20 protein-coding genes are annotated in these 19931 nt (G+C 30.6%); 9 read left to right on the plus strand and 11 right to left on the minus strand.

Translation table 11 applies throughout. The features are described from left to right. Positions 1-77: 77 nt before the first annotated feature. The 7 genes from ACE193_RS03540 (at position 78) to ACE193_RS03570 (ending at position 6724) form a co-directional block, all read left to right on the plus strand. Positions 78-638, plus strand: coding sequence for a GrpB family protein (locus ACE193_RS03540; protein ID WP_375561635.1), 561 nt, complete (start codon positions 78-80; stop codon positions 636-638). Positions 639-726: 88 nt separating this feature from the next. After that, positions 727-1191, plus strand: coding sequence for a hypothetical protein (locus tag ACE193_RS03545; protein ID WP_375561636.1), 465 nt, complete (start codon positions 727-729; stop codon positions 1189-1191). A gap of 116 nt (positions 1192-1307) precedes the next feature. After that, the gene (locus tag ACE193_RS03550; protein WP_375561637.1) at positions 1308-1790 is read left to right on the plus strand and encodes a hypothetical protein; all 483 of its coding nucleotides are present in this window, start codon (positions 1308-1310) and stop codon (positions 1788-1790) included. A gap of 70 nt (positions 1791-1860) precedes the next feature. Further along, entirely contained in the window at positions 1861-2202 is a 342-nt protein-coding gene (locus ACE193_RS03555) for a hypothetical protein (protein ID WP_375561638.1), read from the plus strand. Between the two features lie 544 nt (positions 2203-2746). Beyond that, on the plus strand, positions 2747-4696 hold the full coding sequence (rho, locus tag ACE193_RS03560) for a transcription termination factor Rho (protein WP_375561639.1): 1950 nt from the start codon (positions 2747-2749) through the stop codon (positions 4694-4696). 169 nt (positions 4697-4865) lie between these two features. After that, positions 4866-5501 (plus strand): TetR/AcrR family transcriptional regulator, encoded by a 636-nt coding sequence (locus ACE193_RS03565; RefSeq protein WP_375561640.1) that lies wholly within the window; start codon positions 4866-4868, stop codon positions 5499-5501. Between the two features lie 356 nt (positions 5502-5857). After that, a complete protein-coding gene (locus tag ACE193_RS03570; RefSeq protein WP_375561641.1) occupies positions 5858-6724 on the plus strand; it encodes an alpha/beta hydrolase in 867 nt (288 codons plus the stop codon). Between the two features lie 91 nt (positions 6725-6815). On the opposite strand, the gene ACE193_RS03575 is transcribed toward ACE193_RS03570, so the two are convergent. Further along, complete coding sequence (locus tag ACE193_RS03575) at positions 6816-7703, minus strand: hypothetical protein (protein WP_375561642.1); 888 nt, start codon at positions 7701-7703, stop codon at positions 6816-6818. Between the two features lie 315 nt (positions 7704-8018). Between ACE193_RS03575 and ACE193_RS03580 the strand changes: the two genes are divergently transcribed. Beyond that, entirely contained in the window at positions 8019-8948 is a 930-nt protein-coding gene (locus ACE193_RS03580; RefSeq protein WP_375561643.1) for an aspartate carbamoyltransferase catalytic subunit, read from the plus strand. Between the two features lie 267 nt (positions 8949-9215). On the opposite strand, the gene ACE193_RS03585 is transcribed toward ACE193_RS03580, so the two are convergent. From ACE193_RS03585 to ruvB, 5 genes are read right to left on the minus strand one after another with little or no spacing between them, the layout of a single operon-like run. Continuing rightward, positions 9216-10538, minus strand: coding sequence for a replication-associated recombination protein A (locus ACE193_RS03585; RefSeq protein ID WP_375561644.1), 1323 nt, complete (start codon positions 10536-10538; stop codon positions 9216-9218). 10 nt (positions 10539-10548) lie between these two features. Continuing rightward, a complete protein-coding gene (locus tag ACE193_RS03590; protein ID WP_375561645.1) occupies positions 10549-10884 on the minus strand; it encodes a n-acetylglutamate synthase in 336 nt (111 codons plus the stop codon). A gap of 4 nt (positions 10885-10888) precedes the next feature. Further along, positions 10889-11797, minus strand: a complete 909-nt coding sequence (locus ACE193_RS03595; protein ID WP_375561646.1) for an Rpn family recombination-promoting nuclease/putative transposase — start codon at positions 11795-11797, stop codon at positions 10889-10891. Between the two features lie 12 nt (positions 11798-11809). Beyond that, entirely contained in the window at positions 11810-12727 is a 918-nt protein-coding gene (locus tag ACE193_RS03600; RefSeq protein ID WP_375561647.1) for an Rpn family recombination-promoting nuclease/putative transposase, read from the minus strand. Positions 12728-12748: 21 nt separating this feature from the next. Then, on the minus strand, positions 12749-13777 hold the full coding sequence (gene ruvB, locus ACE193_RS03605; RefSeq protein ID WP_375561648.1) for a Holliday junction branch migration DNA helicase RuvB: 1029 nt from the start codon (positions 13775-13777) through the stop codon (positions 12749-12751). 193 nt (positions 13778-13970) lie between these two features. Between ruvB and ACE193_RS03610 the strand changes: the two genes are divergently transcribed. Next, complete coding sequence (locus ACE193_RS03610; protein WP_375561649.1) at positions 13971-14345, plus strand: hypothetical protein; 375 nt, start codon at positions 13971-13973, stop codon at positions 14343-14345. Positions 14346-14348: 3 nt separating this feature from the next. On the opposite strand, the gene ACE193_RS03615 is transcribed toward ACE193_RS03610, so the two are convergent. Genes ACE193_RS03615 through ACE193_RS03635 form a run of 5 tightly spaced genes read right to left on the minus strand, consistent with a single transcriptional unit; the run spans position 14349 to position 19866 of the window. Next, complete coding sequence (locus ACE193_RS03615) at positions 14349-15086, minus strand: protein phosphatase 2C domain-containing protein (RefSeq protein WP_375561650.1); 738 nt, start codon at positions 15084-15086, stop codon at positions 14349-14351. 12 nt (positions 15087-15098) lie between these two features. Then, complete coding sequence (locus tag ACE193_RS03620; RefSeq protein ID WP_375561651.1) at positions 15099-15857, minus strand: hypothetical protein; 759 nt, start codon at positions 15855-15857, stop codon at positions 15099-15101. Between the two features lie 19 nt (positions 15858-15876). Continuing rightward, positions 15877-16977 carry a hypothetical protein gene (locus ACE193_RS03625; RefSeq protein WP_375561652.1) on the minus strand — a complete coding sequence of 367 codons (1101 nt, stop codon included), beginning with the start codon at positions 16975-16977 and terminating at the stop codon, positions 15877-15879. A 6-nt stretch (positions 16978-16983) separates the two neighbouring features. Then, complete coding sequence (locus ACE193_RS03630) at positions 16984-17913, minus strand: YwqG family protein (protein WP_375561653.1); 930 nt, start codon at positions 17911-17913, stop codon at positions 16984-16986. Between the two features lie 33 nt (positions 17914-17946). Next, positions 17947-19866: an AAA family ATPase gene (locus ACE193_RS03635; RefSeq protein ID WP_375561654.1), complete on the minus strand. Its 1920-nt coding sequence runs from the start codon at positions 19864-19866 to the stop codon at positions 17947-17949. Between the last annotated feature and the right edge of the window lie 65 nt (positions 19867-19931).

Consider the following 19931-nt stretch of genomic DNA (forward strand, 5'->3'; position numbering starts at 1 on the left):
ATAAAGTCAGTTTCATTAAAAAAAAACCGACATACAATTTCTGATAAAAAACTATTTATGAACACCTTATATATAAAATGCTTATAAAAGAATACAACAAAAACTGGGTTGATAGCTTTACCAAATTAAAACAAAAATTAGAAAGCAATTTGCCTACAAATACCAAAATAGAACATGTAGGAAGTACATCAGTTCCTAATTTAGCAGCAAAAGCCATCATAGATATAGATATTATTTATTTTGATGAAGTTAATTTTGCAAACAAGTTTGAAGAAATAAAAAAAGCATTGGCAAAAATAGGTTATTTTCATAATGGAAATCAAGGCATTAAAGACCGAGAGGTTTTTAAAAGAAGACCTCAAAATGACATAGAAAATGAATTTGATGAAGTATTGGATACAATAACCCATCACTTGTATGTTTGCTCTTCCAAAAGCAAGGAGTTAGAACGCCATTTACTTTTTAGAGATTATTTACGCCAAAATGAAAAAGCAAGAACAGATTATCAAAATCTGAAATATGACTTGGCTGAAAAAGTAAATCAACAGAAAAAACAGTATGCAGAACTAAAGGAAAAAAAAGCAAAAGGGTTTATCAATGAGATTATTGAGAGAGCAAGAAATAAATTCATAAAATAAAAATACTAATTTATTATTTTTCATAAAAAATAGTATCTTGTAGAGTTCATTATTTAATTTTAATCTTACACAAACTACAATCAAAACTATGTTAGACGATTTATTAAAACTCGCTCAAGGACAACTCGGAACTCAACTCACACAAGAAGCTGGTCTATCAGAAGACCAAGTATCCAAAACGGCTGATGTAGCTAAAGATTCATTTCTTACTCAAATGGCTAGTGAAGCAATGAGTGGAAACTTGCCTCAACTTTTAGATATTTTTAATGGAAAAGCATCTACCACAACTGCTAATCCAATGGTTATGCGTCTTGTAGATCAATTTGGAGGCGACATGATGGAAAAAATGGGTGTTTCAAAAGAAACGGCTGCTATGGTTTCGAATATGGTTATTCCTTTTGTAATGTCAAAAATTGGCTCTCCTGAAACAGGAAAAGCAGATGATGCAGGTTCTATGATGTCACAATTAGGACTTGATAATTTGGATAATATTGGGGGAATGCTCGGAGGGTTACTTGGCAAAAAAGGTGGTTTAGGTGGTCTTTTTAGCTAAAATCTTTTAATTTATCTTCCTTTTAAAGTTTCTCATAGTCTGATTTAACTGATAAATTTTGATTGTGAGAAATTTTAGTAATTTCATATCAAAAAGGATTAAACCAACAAATAGCCATGACTACTAGCCCAATAGATAAAATTATCAATGATGCTAAAAATAATTTAGCCGAAAAAGTCAAACAGGAAATCAAAATATCCGAACAAACGACTAATCAAGTGTTTGAATTTGTTAAAGATGCTTATATTCTTCTGTTAGAAAGTGAAGCAGGGGCAGGACATTTCGATGAGTTTCTGAAAATTTATAATGGAACAGCTACTTCTCTTTCTGTTTCTCAAATTACTTCTTTGATGGAATATTTTCATGCCCAAAAATTAAGAACTAACTTAAAACTATCAGATTTAGAAGCTGCAAAAACAGCACAAATAGTTACTCCTTTTATTATAAAACAAATTAGTGGTAAAAAATCAGTTTCTGCCACAGATATAAAAACTTTATGTACACAAATGGGTTTAGATAATTGTATTACAAATTTGGAAGTTCTCAAAAAAAAATGGGACGATTTGTTACCAGAAGAAAAGAAACTACTTCGTCGTTAATTATTCAGTTTTTATTCATGTATTTTGGATTATACTAATTTTTATTTCCAAATATTTAATCTTACACCACTTGATTTTACTTGCTAATCCTTTATTATTCAAAATTCTGAAAAATCCACCTCGTGCAATGGCTTTATTTCCGTTTGTATTGGTAGATTCAGAAAAAGACAAGTACGATAAGGTCTTAATCAATCACGAAAAAATTCATCTTTATCAACAACTAGAAATGCTCATTATTCCTTTCTATTTAGCGTATTTGGGGCATTACTTTATTCAACTCATTCATTATAAAAAGCATTACCCAGCTTATATGAATATCGTTTTTGAAAAAGAAGCCTACCAAAATGAATGGAATTTGGAGTATCTCTCAAATAGAAAATTATGGTCTTTTTGGAAATATTGGAATAAATAACACAAATAATTCCAAAAAATAACGTAGAAATGATACTATTAGTCAGAAAAAATGTTATATTTACGTGTCCTTTAAAAACAGAGTTATAGTATTACTACTAAAGGACAAGAAAAAAGAGGACAGATTTGATAAAGTAAATCAGAAGTATAACCAATATAAAATTGGTATTGATAGTATTTGTTTTACAGTATTTATTTTGATACTTAATTAAATTTGTGTTTTCCAAAGGTTTCTTATAGAAATTAAAATAGTTCCTCTACTTTTTCAGAAAATGTATTTTTACTCCCTTATAGCACTAAAAAACTAGAGAAAGTACCTACAATACATTATTACCAAATAGATTTTTACTACAAGTTTTAGCTTGAGATTTAATCTACCCTTTCAAACTTTAATAGATAAATAAAAATTGGTTTCAAAAACACCATTTTATCTTTAAGTATATTTTTTATTACAACTTCACGTTTTTTTCTAACTTTATTTTTAGACTTTTCTACAAATATTTTTTAGAAATAAACCATTATTCCTACCAACCTTATAAGTCAATATGTATAATATTGAGGAACTCAACGTTCGCTTACTCTCCGAATTGCGTACTATCGCTACCGAAATGGGCTTGAAAAATCATAGCCGTTTAGCCAAAAAAGACCTTATTTATAAAATCTTGGATTATCAAGCTAATAAAATAGAGGAGGATGAAGATAATGATGACACTCAAGAAGAAACAAAAAAATCTTCTGTGTCTTCAAAAAAAGAAACTCTTTCCAAAGAATCCGTAAAAGAAGAAGAAGAAAAAAATGACTCTTCCAAAACTACCGAGAAAAAAGAATCAGGTTACAAAATCCCTACCTTTAGCTTTTTGAAAAAAGATAAGCAAGAAAATAACAATGCTCAAGAAGAAAAAACAGAAACAGCTACTGCCATTTCTAACGAAGAGAAAAAAGAAGAGCCTAAAAAAGATGATTCAATAGAACGAATCCGAGAAACTCTTCGTGAAAGGAAACGTGCAAACCTTATTGGGAAAAGCGATACCACCGAAAATAAAGACAACACAGATTCAAATCAAGATTCAACAAAAGAGTCTAAAGAACGAAATGAAAGACGTTCAAGATTAGATGCTCGTAATGAAGAAAGAAATGAACGAAACGAAAGCGAAAACCTGCGTCGTCGAAGCCGAGTCAATGTAAAAGAAACAGATTCAAAAACATCTATTCAGAGAGCTTCTCAGCGTTCAAAATCAAATGAAGATGACAAATCAAATGAAAATGATTCTAACCAATCCGACAAAGCCAGTCGTTCGAATGATAGAAAAGAAAGAACAAACGACCGAAATACAGACAGAAAAGAACGCTCTTCAAACAAAAAATACAATATTCGTGAGTTTGATGGAGTCGTAACCAGTGAAGGAGTTTTGGAAGTAATTTCTGATGGATACGGATTTTTACGCTCTTCAGATTATAATTATTTGGCTAGTCCTGATGATGTTTATATTTCGCCTTCTCAAATCAAACTTTTAGGACTCAAAACTGGCGATACTGTAAAAGGACAAATTCGTCCACCAAAAGACGGAGAAAAATATTTTGCCTTACTAAGAATTGAATCTGTAAATGGAAAAACTACCGAACAGATTAGAGATAGAGTTTCTTTCGAACACCTTACACCACTTTTTCCTCGTGAACGCCTAAATCTTTCTACAAAATCAAATACCTATTCAACTAGAATGTTGGATTTGTTTGCACCTATCGGAAAAGGGCAGCGTGGAATGATTGTAGCCCAGCCAAAGACTGGTAAAACAGTTCTTTTGAAAGAAATTGCAAATGCCATCGCTGAAAATCACCCAGAATGTTATCTTATTGTACTTTTGATAGACGAACGTCCAGAGGAAGTAACTGATATGGAACGTAGTGTAAGAGGCGAAGTAGTTGCTTCTACTTTTGATGAACAAGCTGATAGGCATGTAAAAGTTTCGAATATGGTTTTGGAAAAAGCCAAAAGATTGGTAGAATGTGGACACGATGTAGTCATTCTTTTAGATTCAATTACTCGTTTGGCTCGTGCTTATAACACGACTGTTCCTTCTTCTGGCAAAATTCTTTCAGGTGGTGTTGATGCAAATGCTCTTCACAAGCCAAAACGTTTCTTTGGTGCTGCTCGTAATGTAGAAAATGGTGGTTCATTGACTATTATCGCAACAGCTCTTATTGATACAGGTTCGAAAATGGACGAAGTAATCTTTGAAGAATTCAAAGGAACAGGTAACATGGAACTTCAACTTGACCGTAAACTTGCCAACAAACGAGTTTATCCTGCTATTGATATTCCTGCTTCTGGTACTCGTCGTGAAGATTTGTTATTAGATAAAGACACTTTACAACGTGTTTGGATTTTGCGTAGAATGATGAATGATATGCACTCCAACGAAGCTATGGATTATATGCTCAAGCACATGAGAGGTACAAAATCAAATGATGAGTTTTTGGCTTCTATGGATAATTAATAATTATTTTTATAAAAAAATAAAGAAAAGCTATTTCCTCTATCAAGAAGAAATAGCTTTTTTTTGAAAAAAATCAAACTTACTTAGTAGTAAGTAAAACATTTTTTCATATATTGCGTTAGTAAAATCAAAGTCCATCATTTTTCTTTATCCATTTCTACTATTTTCTATGTCAGATATTACTATTGCCTCTCACTCTTATTCTTTTGCTTACTTGGATGATAAATTATCAAAGTTAGATACTAGAGAAAAGATAGTTTATTTGGGAGAAGCTCTTTTTCAACAGTTTGGTTATAATGGTTTTAGCTACAAACATATTTCTGAGAAATTAGGAATCAAAAATGCAGCTATTCATTATCATTTTCCTTCAAAAGAAGATTTGGGAATTGCTATTATCGAACATGCTACAAACAGATTAGAACTTTGGAAATTAAGAATTGATGAGCTAAATCTGACTCCTACTCAAAAACTAGAAAGATACATTGAGGATATATACGGTTGGCAAATAAATAAAGGAGATCGTATTTGTATGATAGCTGCTACAGGTGCAGACTACTTTTCTCTTCCCGAAACAATGCAAAAAAAAGCTCAATCATTGGGTTATTTTATAAGAGGAATTTATACAAATGTTTTGGAAGAAGGACTAGAAAAAAACGAGTTTCAGTTTGCTGGAAAAGCAAAATACCAAGCATTGAGCATGTTGATGACACTTCAAGGTTCGCTCATGACAGCTCGTTTGCATGGAAAAGAAGTCTTTCAAATTGCCAAACAACAAATTTTTTTAAATCTTATTACTAAAAAATAAATCAGTTCTTTTTCTTACTCAATTCATTAAAAAAACGTGGCTATCTGACAATTTTTATGGAACGTATAACATGGGTATTTAACAGCTACCATTAATACACTTATTTGCCTTTATGTTCCGTAGGAACTTGATATTGGTAACACAGTTAAGAATGTAGAAACTATATTCTGTTCCGTTAGGAACTACATTGGTAGCATTTAGAATAGGTCTTAAAAAATGCTATGCAACTCGGAGTAAAAATCAAAATTTCACAAAAATTGTCAGATAACCAAAAACGTTTATACTAAATTTATTTTGTCTTAGATTAAATTTTCACACACAACTTACTTATTAGTAAGTATAAATTTTTAACAACTATGAATATTATTTTGCAACAACTACTAAAAAAGCCTTTTTTTGGTAATTTTTTTGTCAAAAATTGGAAAAATCCTTTATCACAAATTCAGCAAGAACAATGGAAAGAAATTAGTTTTCTTAATCCAGATGGTTTTGTTTTAAAAGGTTTGTTTGCTAACGCATTAACTGCCAACCCAAAAGCAAGTATTTTGCTTGTACCTCCAATGCTTAAATCATCAAAAGGTTATTTTTTGAGCAATAACACAGCACAAAAATTACGAGAAAATGGATACAATGTTTTTATAATTGATTTGAATGGTTTTGGAGAAAGTCAGAATGGAAGTTTTGATTTTCCTGCTGATGTATTGGCAGCTTCACAAGTTTTAGAAGAGCTTACTCCTTCTGTTCCTTTAGGATATTTTGGTGTTTCTCAAGGTGCAGCTTGGGGAATTTGTGCATTAGCAAACCCTACTCATAACTTCCAAACAGCTATTTTTGAAGCTCCACTTACCTCTTTAGCAGAGTTTTGGAAACATTATCCCTCTTCTGCTAGAATATTGAAATTTATGCAAACTATTGCACCAGATTTTGAAAATAAAGTTCGTCCAATAAATAAAGTATCACAAATTAAACGCCTAGAAAATATGCTTTTGATATATGGTGATCAGGATATTCATACACCTGTGGAGATGGGAGAACGTCTAAAAGCAAAATCAAATATAAAAACAGAACTTCTAGTATTCAAAAAAGCAGCTCATTTAGAACCTATTAAGAAAAATCCTAAATTATATTTTGATAAAATTATCTCACATTTTGATTCTATTTTTGGTGTTTCTGAAAAAATAGACTTAGAGTTATTTTTTAACAACAAAGAGCTTACTTATTAGTAAGTATATTTACAAAGCAAATAAAACTCCTTATTCAAGTAGAATGAATAAGGAGTTTTATTTGAAAAATTATTTTTGTTGTAATTACCTTTTATCGAAACATGCTTTTTCCTATGATATTTCTAGGATAAAAATGCGTTAGATATTCTTGTGTTTCATTGATTAAGGCTTTAAGGTAGTCAGGATTTATTCTTTCTGCATCTTTTGTTCTTACTTCTTTTGTTTCCTCAACTTTCTGTAAAAACTCTTTTGTATAAGTCAAATCCAACATATCACAAATATCTGTGAGTGTTCGTTCTGGTGTTTCTCTAAAATCTTCGTATCTAAAAAACAACCAATCTGGATAATTGAGTTGATAATATAAAATAGTTTCAGCAAAAATAAGCCATATTCTTAATGCTTTTTCCCATTCTTGAAGGTCTTTGAATATATTTGCCTCTTTTTCTGATGCAATACGCTCGTAAATATTGGGAGAATATGTTATGAGTTTGGGAGAAAATAATTTATCAAAATCCATATTTTCCTTATTTTCTATCCAGTTAGCCACAAAACTCAAAGGGTGCTGAATAAGAATTACAACATCAGCTTGATAATGTTTACTTAACCATTCTGCCAAAAAAATACCATGCTTGTCATAAATAAGTGGACGAATTTCTTGTTTTACTTCTTTATTAATTTGATATTTATCAACAAAACGCTGATATAACTGCTTAAAGCTATTTCCAGATGCTGCCTTTGCATTTTCTTGTCCTATTTTATGACCAAAAAACTCGGATAAAAAAGATGAGTATGGATTATCTTCTTGAGGTGCTATAAATGGAAATTCATTTTCAAATGAAAAAATATCCATCGCATCAGTATTTGGTGAAAAAAAATGAGGTAGATAACGAACCGAAGGAAAAACAGATAAAATAGGTTCTATCCATTCTTGCTGAGAACAAAAAGCTCCTGTAAATAAAATAGGTTTTTGTGTTTGCATTAATTTAGAGACAGGTTTATGGCAGAGAGATTATAGGATTATCCTATAAATTAGTAATAAAATTCATAGTTTACAAAGAACTCTAAATATAATAAAAAATAATCGTCTTATTTGGTAAAATTCTAATTTCCTTCTCAAAAATATTTTCTATTCAATTTTATTTAACGAATCTCATTTTTTATAGATTTTTCATTTTTAAGCCTTACAAATTTGTGATACTTTTGTAGTAAATACTCTCGTTGATAAATCTACCAACAACAGCAAGTATTGATTTTTTAATTTCTAAATTCTATCCCCTATTTCCCAACCCCATTTATGAGTCTGAGTGTCAATCATTTACTAGGAATAAAAGACCTAACCAAAGCTGATATTTTGCATATTTTTGAAATGGCAGAGCAGTTTAAAGAAGTCATTAATCGTCCTATCAAGAAAGTTCCTTCCTTACGTGACATTACGATTGCTAATGTTTTTTTTGAAAACTCTACTCGTACTCGTATTTCTTTTGAGTTAGCTCAAAAACGTCTTTCTGCTGATGTCGTTAATTTTTCGGCAAGTAATAGTTCTGTTTCGAAAGGGGAAACGCTTCTTGATACAGTCAATAATATTTTGGCTATGAAAGTAGATATGATTGTGATGCGTCATTCTAGCGCAGGTGCGCCCCATTTTTTATCCAAACATATCAATGCAGCTATCGTAAATGCAGGTGACGGAACACACGAACACCCAACTCAAGCACTTTTAGATACATTTTCAATCAGAGAAAAACTAGGCGATGTAGAAGGAAAAAAAGTAGCCATTATTGGAGATATTTCACATTCAAGAGTGGCTCTTTCAAATATTTTTGCACTCCAAAAACTAGGTGCAGAGGTTACTCTTTGTGGAATGCCTACACTTATTCCAAAATTTATAAATCAGTTAGGTGTAAAGGTAAGCTATAATCTTAGAGAAACTTTAGAATGGTGTGATGTTGCAAATGTTTTGCGTATTCAACTGGAAAGACAAGATGTAAAAAATATTCCTTCACTGCGTGAATACTCCCTTTATTATGGAATAAACAAAGAGTTATTAGATTCTCTCAATAAAGAAATTGTCATTATGCACCCTGGACCAATTAATAGAGGTGTAGAAATAGACAGTGATGTAGCCGATTCTGAACACTCAATTATCCTTAATCAAGTGGAAAATGGAGTAGCTATACGAATGGCTGTTTTGTATCTTTTGGCAGAAAAAATTAATAGGAATTAGTGATTAGTGATTAGTGATTAGTGATTAGTGATTAGTGATTAGTGAAAAATTTCTTTTTAGGTTTTCTGTTTTGATTATTTTTCTTTATTTTCATTGAATTAATTAAATAAAAACTATACTTTTGATTATGACTATTGAAGAATTGGAAGCTAAATTACGTAAAGGTACATCTCGTTTTACAGAAAATAGTGAGAAGCAAAATGAAACAGTGTCATAAATCCGTAATTTCATTGAAATTAACTGGTAACTATTTTACTGATTACTGATTCAATAATTGTATTTCTCTTTCCAACGTTCTTTCAAAAACTGTCGTATTCCATTCTCTCTTGCATTATTTGCAGGTTCATAGAGTTTTGTATTGGCAAGTTCCTTTGGAAAATATTCTTGTTCTGCAAAATTATTGGCGTTATTATGGGAATAGTTATAGTTTTTTCCGTAGCCTTGTTGTTTCATTAATTTTGTAGGTGCATTTCGAAGATGCAACGGAACAGGCAAATCTCCTTGTTCTTGTACTATTTTTCTAGCTGTTTTGATAGCAACATAAGACGCATTGCTTTTGGGAGAAGTTGCCAAATACGTAACACATTGAGCCAAAACAATTTGAGCCTCTGGAAAACCGATTTGTGTAGCAGCTTGAAAAGTCGTTGTAGCCAAAACTAAAGCTGTCGGATTTGCATTTCCAATATCTTCTGATGCTGAAATAACCAAACGACGAGCAATAAATTTGACATCTTCGCCTCCTTCAATCATTCTAGCCAACCAATAAATAGCTGCATTTGGGTCGCTTCCACGAATAGATTTTATCAATGCTGAAACAATATCATAATGATTTTCGCCACTTTTATCATAAGAAGAAATGCGTTGTTGTGCCGACTGCATTACTTTTTCATCTGTAACTTCAATCTTATTTTTGATTGTATTTCCTTCTTCGTCTTCATTATTCGGGAGATTAAAATTAGGTTCAGATTCTACAACCAGTTCAAAAAGATTCAATAGTTTTCGTGCATCTCCTCCCGAAATTCTAAAAAGTGCTTCATAAGATTTTATTTCAATCGTTTTCTTTTTGAGCTTAAAATCTTTTTCCATCGCTTGCTGCAAAAGCTGCTTTAATTCCTCTTCCGACAAAGGATTCAGAATATAAACCTGACAACGAGAAAGCAAAGCCGAATTTATCTCAAAAGAAGGATTTTCAGTTGTCGCACCAATAAGCGTAATCGTTCCACGTTCAACTGCTCCCAAAAGTGCATCTTGTTGAGATTTACTAAAACGATGAATTTCATCAATAAAAAGAATTGCTCTAGTCTGTCTTTTTGCCGTTTCGATTACTTCTCTAACATCTTTTACACCAGCCGAAATCGCACTCAGCGTGTGAAAAGGACGTTTCAGAGCTTTAGCAATAAGTAAAGCAAGTGTAGTTTTGCCAATCCCAGGTGCGCCCCAAAGAATCATGGAAGGAACTGCACCAGACGAAATAACACGAGCAATTACACCATTTTGTCCAATTAAATGTTTTTGTCCGATGACTTCCTCTAAAGAAGTTGGTCGCATTCGTTCTGCTAAAGGTGGATTTTGTGAGGTTTGAGAGAGCATTTTTTTTGAGTTAAATTTCTTCTAAAGTAGAATTTCCTTTTGAGTTATCACCTGATGTCCATTGCCATTGTTCATGAAGACGGATTTTTCCATTTTCTAGCATTTCAGGCGTAGAATTACAAATTCCTGTCATTAATTCGCCTTTTTCATTGACTTGATGATAACGCATATCAATATTCCCATTTTCATCAACAAGACCAATCAAATGACCTTGAATTATTTTTCCTCCACTATAATTTGAAGTCAAGATATTTCCTTCTTGTTTGTATTCAAAAATAGTTTCGCTAGATGTTTCTCCATTTTCTGTATTCGAAACTGGACGGAATTTTTTGTTGTTGTAGTTCATGTTTTTACTCCTTTTTCAATGAATTAATAATTTTCTGAACATCCTCTATTGATAGTTTAGTTATTTTACAAACGAAATTAACAGAAGCTCCTTCTGCAAGAGCTTGTTTGGCAATTTCTATTGTTCTTTCTTTTTTACCTTCTATTTTCCCCTCTTCTTTACCTCTCTCTTCTGCTGTATTTTCTACATTTCGAATATCTCTATAATATTTCAAACTGTCCTCATACGCCATTCTTTGCTTTTTATCAAACTTGGCGAGTTCGGCTGTTTTGAAAAGTTTATCAAAAATACGCTCTTGTAAGGCTTCGGGTCTGTTTTGAAAACGTTGTAAATTTTGAATTACATAAAACCATTTGTCTTCAAAAGTTTCTAACTCGCTTTCCTTTTTATCAAAAAGAGGAATATGAATTTGTACATAAGTCAGCTTATCATAAAAAACTTCTTTTGTATCAATATTCATTAGTTTGGCTATTGTCTTGACAGATGCTTTTTCTTTTATCTTTTTCTGTTTTGTTGCATAAGAATTATCACCTATCAGAAAATTAAGAATCGAAACAGAATAAACAGCATTCAAACCAAAATCCCAATCTCCTTGCTTTGATTGTTCTTGAATAGGAAAAGTAGAATAAAAAATAGTACGTTCTTTAAAATATTTCTGTCTAGCTTTTTGTAATTCTACAATAAATTTTTCACCTTTTTCATTTTCACAATACAAATCATAAATCACTTTTCTATCCATTGCCGAATGACCGACATGTTCGTTTTTGAGATACGTCAGAGTAGAAATTTTTACATTATCTGGTAAAACAGAATTGAGAAAATGAATCAATAAATCTTTATTGACTTCTGTGCCAAAAAGTTTTTTGAAGCCAAAATCAGTAAATGGATTTAAGTATTTTTCTTGTGTGGACATATTTTTTTCAAATTATTTTCTCAATGAGTCAATTATTTCTTGAATTTCTTCTATTGAAGAATTAGTAATATCTGCAATCATTTCTAGTGAATAGCCTTTAGCAATGCCATTCTTTATAATTTCTATTGTTCTTTCTTTTTTCCCTTCTATTTTCCCTTCTATTTTCCCTTCTTCTTTACCTCTCTCCTCTGCTGTATTTTCTACATTTCGAATATCTCTATAATATTTCAAACTGTCCTCATACGCCATTCTTTGCTTTTTATCAAACTTAGCAAGTTCGGCTGTTTTGAAAAGTTTATCAAAAATACGCTCTTGTAAGGCTTCGGGTCTATTTTGAAAACGTTGTAAATTTTGAATTACATAAAACCATTTGTCTTCAAAAGTTTCTAACTCACTTTCCTTTTTATCAAAAAGAGGAATATGAATTTGTACATAAGTCAGCTTATCATAAAAAACTTCTTTTGTATCAATATTCATTAGTTTTGCTATCGTCTTGACAGATGCTTTTTCATCTCTCTTTTTTTGCTTGGCTGCATAAGAATTATCATCTATCAAAAAATTAAGAATCGAAACAGAATAAACAGCATTCAAACCAAAATCCCAATCTCCTTGTTTTGATTGTTCTTGAATAGGAAAAGTAGAATAAAAAATAGTGCGTTCTTTAAAATATTTCTGCCTTGCTTTTTGTAATTCGACAATAAATTTTTCGCCTTTTTCATTTTCACAATATAAATCATAAATCACTTTTCTATCCATTGCCGAATGACCGACATGTTCGTTTTTGAGATACGTCAGAGTAGAAATTTTTACATTATCTGGTAAAACAGAATTGAGAAAATGAATCAATAAATCTTTATTGACTTCTGTGCCAAAAAGTTTTTTGAAGCCAAAATCAGTAAATGGATTTAAGTATTTTTCTTGTGTGGACATACTATTAAAATTATAATTTCTTTAAAATAATCTAGCCTGTTCGTGTGGAGGCAACATATCAAAATGACGATATGCAAGTGCAGTAACTTCTCGCCCTCGTGGTGTACGCTTCAAAAATCCTTCTTTTATCAAAAATGGCTCATATACTTCTTCTATCGTTTCGGCTTCTTCGGCACATGCTGTCGCAATAGTTGTCAGACCGACAGGACCTCCACCAAATTTATCAATAATTGTCAAAAGAATACGATTGTCCATTTCATCCAATCCATTTTCATCAACTTCTAAGGCTTTTAGAGAAATTTGAGCAATTTTGAAATCAATCGTTCCGTCGCCTTTTACTTGTGCAAAATCTCGTGTTCTACGCAAAAGATTATTCGAAATACGAGGCGTTCCTCTACTTCTTCTTGCAATCTCAAAGGCTGCTTCTTTTTCAATTGGAGTATTCAAAATAGCTGCCGAACGCTGAATAATAGTTGTCAAAAGTTCGGCATCATAATATTCTAAACGCAAATTAATTCCAAACCTAGCACGCAAAGGAGAAGTCAGAAGACCTGAGCGAGTAGTCGCACCAATGAGCGTAAAAGGTTTTAATTTTATCTGAACCGAACGAGCATTGGGTCCTGTATCCAACATAATATCGATGCGATAATCTTCCATAGCTGAATACAAATACTCCTCAACAACAGGATTAAGACGATGAATTTCATCAATAAAAAGAACGTCTCCAGCCTTTAGATTTGTCAGAAGTCCTGCTAAATCACTTGGTTTGTCCAAAACAGGTCCCGAAGTTGTTTTTATATTTGCATTTAGTTCGTTCGAAATGATATGCGAAAGCGTAGTTTTTCCCAACCCTGGAGGGCCATGTAAAAGTACGTGGTCTAACGGTTCCCCCCTATTAGTGGCAGCTTTTACAAAAACTTGTAAATTTTCTAGTATTTTCTCCTGTCCTGTAAAATCAGCAAACGACAAGGGACGCAAAGCACGTTCGATGTCTGCTTCTGTTGTAGTTGTTTCAGGTTTTATATTTGGGTCTATGTAATCTTGACGCATAGTTTTTCACTTTTATATTTTTATTCAAATTTACCAAAAAAATTAGCAATTTGCATCAATTTGAATAGTTTAAATTTTAAAAAACAGCAATAATTTACTACATTTCCTTACTAAATTACCATTTTCTACTTTTGTAAAAGTATTTGACTTTTTATTCTACTATTTTTCTGATTTTACCTTCACAAAATAATTTATGAAATTCAACTTCCTTCAAAAAACTACATTAAATTTCTTTTCTGTTTTCTTTATTATTTTTTGTTCTGCTTACTCTTCTAAAAATCAAATTAATAATAGAATAGATAATGAAGTTTTGGGTGTGCAAATACATGACGAAGAAGTCCAAAACCCACAAAAACGAAATAAAAATAGACTAGAAGGCTTGCTTATCAAAAAAGCAGATAGTTTTTATTTTGCCAATAACTTCAAACAAGCTCAAACTCTTTATGATATGGCTTTAAATAATGTTACTGATGCAGAAACAAAGAAATATTTACTACAAAAAATTGCTGACACAAGAGAAAACCTTGAAGAGAATACAACTAACAATTCGATAAAAAAAAGAAATTAACAGTTATTTTTTGATACGAATAATAGCCAAATCATCTGTAACTACGTGATTGATTTTCTTTAAATTTCTAACTTTTCTATCCAAAAAATTATCAAATTCGGATTCTTGATTGTCTATTAAAAGATAATTGATTATTTCAGATTCACTTTTTTGATGATTTTGATTTTCTAAATTTTTGAAGGTAAATATTCCATCTGTAGAAATTGATAAATCTTCAAAGTTAGAAATAGATAATTTTTGTTGTTGATTTTTATAAAACTCTTCAAAATTTTCTGTCAGATGATAACCCAAATAATCAGGCGTATTATTTTGTTTGTATTCTGTAAATTTTCCATCAACACAAATAAGTCCGTCGCCTATTGTTATTAGTTCAGCATTGTAATTTTTTGTATCAATAATTCCCAAAATAAGCGTAGAAAGCAATTCATTTGTTTCCAAACCTAATTTATTCTTTATTTCTTTTGTGTCTTCTATAAGTTCTTGAAGGATAGTTTTGAGCTTTGATTGTAAATCTACTTCTTGATTTTGCTGTGAAACAAACTCTTCATAAAACATATTCTTAGCTATTTTTCTAAGAATTTTCCCATACAAAATAGAAGTAAAAACAGATTCTGTTCCCATCGTACAGCCGTCCAAAACAGCAATTAAGATTTGATTAGAAGCGAGTTGTTCTTTTATCAAAAAATCTTCGCAGTAGTTGGTGTGAAACTCTCCGATTTGTAAGGTGGTGTATGTTTTCATTTCTGTAACTTCCTAACAACCCATTGGCAAATTTATCAATATAAAATAATTTATTTTACTTCCATTTTTATCTGTTACAACAATCTTAAAATTAAATTGATTAATCATAACAGAACAAGGATAACTATTTGCATTTTTGCAATTTCTAGCTCGTTCTGTAAATTTATTTTCTTCCCCACCATATTCAACCATAACAGCTTCTAAAATCTGTTTTGTGTTTACTTTTGGAAATAATTTAGACTCCTTTTCAGAATATTCTTTAGAAATAAATGAATTATTCTTTATAATTAATTTTTGCCATTCTGAATTAAAATGTTTCCAATTTAGCAAATCAAGATGTGCACCTTCTTCAGATACACCTAAACTGGTTTGATAGCTCTCAAATACTTCTACATCTACAATAGAAGAATCTTTTTGAATAATCTCAAAAACCTTATTTTTAAAACTTTCACCAAGTCCTGAATTAATTTTAATTGAGTCTGTATAAGTTTTTTCAAATTCATCTTCTTTAGACCAAATATCAGAAGAAATGAATTTTATATTTATTTTATCGAATTTCACAATAAAAATAGAATCCTTTTCAATTCTTTTTTTAATCTCTTTCCTTTGTAGACTTACCTCCTTTTGATTTATTTCAACAAAATTATTTCTTGTTTCTTGATTCTTAATATTACTTATCTGGGTTTCATCTGTATTAGATTGAGTTTCTTTTTCAGAACTACAGGATATGAAAAGCAATAAAATTAGTAAGGCAAATAATGTAATTTTCATTTTAGATTTCTAGTTATAATTAAACTCCAACAATTTCTTTCAACCGTTTTTCAATTTCTCTCCAATCGGCATTCAAATTTAGTGTTTTTATTTGAATTTGATGATTTTTGAATTTATAATCCAAATCATATTCTTTTTCTATAGTTGGATAAATCAAAATTCCTTTTGCATTTTGAGTCTTTTCGCTTCCGTTTTCTTGATTCAATAAATAACTAAATAATTGATACAAATTAGAAGAATTTATTTTCTCTTTACCAAAATTTTCTTTCATTGTTTCTTGATAATATTTGGCATCAATGATTATTTTTTCGGTTTCATTTTCTAGTGAAATATCTGTTATCATAATTGGGAGATATTCCTGACTTTGTAAAAGAGATTTTTTACTTTGTAATCCAAACTTATTTTCACTCTTCTCAAAATTCCATTTTATAATTTCTGCTTTTATAGTTGTAAATTTTGTTTGTTCTAGCTTATAAAAATTACGAATAAATGCCTCAAAAAGTTGATTCATTTTTCGTTCATCTCTTGTAAAGTCTGAAAAGATATAACTTCCTTTATTCTCTTTCTCTTCATCTTTTTTACTTTCTGAAGGCAGCGTGTTTTCAAAAATAATCTGACAAATATTCATCACAAAACCATAAAAACGGTTATTTCTATGAATCTTGACTTGAGAGAAAAGAGCGTTTTTGAGTTCAATTTTTTCTATCGTTTTGGGGAGTTTTCTTTGTAGGAAAATGAGTTCTGTTTTCAGTTTTCTATCTACATTCTTTGTTTTGATAAGCCGTTGAATAGTAGAAAGCAGAATTTGATTTTGAAGGATATTAAACGAAAAATCATCAAAACTACAAATCGTTTTTTGTCTTGATAAAAGATTTTGCTTGAGTGTCTGACTGACTTGCAATTTTCCTTTGATAGCATTTATTTCTTGTTCTATTTCGATATAATCTCTATCAATTCCACGCTTTAAAAGCACTTTTGTAGCTGTAATCAATACTTTTGCAAACAAATCTAAAAGCTGTGTTTTGTCATCTATCGAAACTTGAATGCGCTGACTTTCATCTAGTTTGTTCCACACATAACAAAGCAGATAATAGATATTTTTTATGGGGATTTTATTCATTTTGCTTTAAGTATCTTGAAGTACCAATATAGAATTTTTGAAATTTTTATTTTTTAAATCTTCTTTAGTAATCCCAAAATAACCAATAGATATTCCAATTTTATTAAATCCAGTTATATCATTTTCTAAGGAAAATTGTAAAAGAGTAACAAATTTAGGTCGTATGTTATCAATTTTCTTTTTGTCTTGTTCAGATAAATCCCAAGAGGTTAAATTTAGATAAGAAAATGCCCAATCTCCTGTTACATCACTTTGTATAGGCATTGTGTAACCAAGTATTTGTTCTCCTTCATTATTCCCATGCATCTCATTGAATGTATAAAAATTCTCTCTATCTTTTTCATTTATTGATTCAGCTTCTAAGGTTTCATAAGATGGAAAAGTATAGATATTTGAAAAGTTTAGAGCTACTTCGTTAAAATGATATAAGGAAATTAAATCACTTGGAAAATCAGTTTTTTCAAGATTTTCGTTTTCAGAGTACAATACAGAATATTCTTGTTTATCAAAGATAAAATTATACTCTGCTCCAAATTGATTTTCTGGTTCTTTGAAATGAATAAAGAAATATAAAATTCCTGTTTTTGGAAGTTCATTATTCAAATCATATTCTTTAAGTTCTGAAAGATTGATTTGAGCTAAAAATATCATTGGTTTTCCTTCAAACCTAGCCCATTCTATATCTTTTGGCAAATCTGGTGTACCTCCAAATTTAGATTTTCCTAAACCTATACTTTTACTTTTCTCAAAACTAATATTGATAGCAGGTTTTAGAAATGATTTTATATAATCTATATCTGTAGAATCCCATTCTAACTCTGTTAATTCTTTTTCATAATAGCTTTTTAGTTCGTCTGTTTTCATAGATGAGTTTGTTGTTTTTGGAGTACAAGATATTCCTAAAAATAGGATAAAGAATATTAGTAATTTTTTCATTTTGAGAGTCTTTATAAAAAAATAATTTAAAGGCTATGCAGTAACTAAAATTTTCATCATCTCATTTACTTTTTCATTATTATCAAACCAAATTTCTTCTAAAAGTGGTTGTATTTCAAAATCAAGAACTTGATTGAACCAAATATTTTCTTCTTGCTTTTCCTTTTCATAATCACAAAAATAACTGTGTCCAATCTGAAAACCTTCGCCTAGATTTATATCTGATGCTATTTCTTGATTTACTTTCTGAATAGAAGTTGAAATATGATTGATGAGTGATTCTGAAATTCCTTTTTGAGCTAAAAATTCTTTAAAATTCTCTCCAAAGTCAGGTTTCAAACTCACAAAAGCAAAACGCCTACGCAACGCATAATCCACCATCGCCAACGAACGGTCAGCCGTATTCATCGTGCCAATAAGATACAGATTATTCGGAACATAAAAACGGTCTTCTTCTTCTTCGGAATAAGTGAGTTTTAAAGCAAATTTTTCTTCTCGTTTGTCAGCCTCAATGAGCATCATTAGTTCGCCAAAAATTTTACTCAAATTTCCTCTGTTTATTTCATCGATAATAAAGAAAAAATGACGTTCTGGATGTGCTAATGCCTTTTTACAAAAATCATAAAAAACACCATTTTGCACCTCAAAACCTCCTGTTTTTGTTGGTCGCAATCCTTGAATAAAATCCTCATAAGAATACGATTGATGAAATTGTACCATTTCAATATTTAGGTTATTAGTTTCTCCCATAATCTGATAGGCAAGTTTGCGAGCAATAAATGTTTTTCCTACTCCTGCTGCACCTTGCAGAATAATATTTTTCTTTCTTTTCAGAATTTCTACCGTTTGAAGAAATTGTTTTTCACTGATAAATGGTTTGTCTTTGTCTTGTGGGAAATTGTATTTTTTGATATTTTCCTTTTTAGTTAGCTGCCTTTCTGTTTCCTCTTTCTCTTCTATAATCGCTCTAATAATTTTGTAATCTTGCTTACTTACTTCAAACAAACTTCCTTGATTATTACGCAAAACAGGGCAATCTTTCAAGTCTTCATTATTTTTCAACTCTCTCCAACTTATCGGAACTTCTAATTTTTCGATAAGTTTGAATTCAATTATTTTATCACTCTCTATTTCGTGCAAAGGCTTCGTAATCTCATAAATTGCTTTTATCTGCTTTGTAGGCGTACTTTCATATCCTAAAACGATGTCTTTCTTTTTTACATTTTCAAAGTTTCTATATGTATTTCGTTTGTGTCCTTTGTCTGTAAGTGCTGTGTAGGTTTGAGTATCTCCTACTTTGCTCTCACTAATACTCCAAATTTTCGGATTTGCATTAAGCCACCAATAATTTTCGTTTTCTATCTCTTGTTTTTGATTTTCATATTCGTTTTTTTCATTTAATTCTTGTTCTACATCTGTATCAACTGGTAAATCGTATTTTCTAAATATCTTTTCTAGTTTTGGATATTTCAACACATATTGTTCAAAAATGAATTCATAATTTCTAGCACTTACAAATCTATCATTAGAAAATAAAAATCGTTTCTTTCCATCTATTCCTTGTTTAAAATGTTGGAATTGTTTGGCTGTAATCCATTTGACTTCTCTTGCTTTATAGATAGATTCATTTTTTAGAAGTCCAATGTTATAATCATCAATAACCTCACTTGTCAAAATTCCTATTCCTAAACAATGATTAAAACCTTTTGCAGCAAAAATCACATCTCCTATTTTAGCCTGTTGAAATAAAAGAAATCTAGTATTGTATTTAGGGGAGGCAGTATGATGATGAAAAATATTTTCCTTATCAGCAGTTGCTTCATATTTGTAATCATATTTCATTTCTATAAGACCATTCTCAAGATAATATTGCCAATCTCTATCCAAAGACTCAATATCAATCTTGTAATAACTACGAATATCTTTAGTAATTTCTTCTTTTGACTCTTCCATAAATATAGCTTGTAGCGCATTCTTTAGAATGCAATTTTTTATCTAAATTTGATGCTATAAACTTA

The organism is Bernardetia aquimarina, from assembly GCF_042180575.1.
In the GTDB taxonomy this organism is placed as follows: Bacteria; Bacteroidota; Bacteroidia; order Cytophagales; family Bernardetiaceae; genus Bernardetia.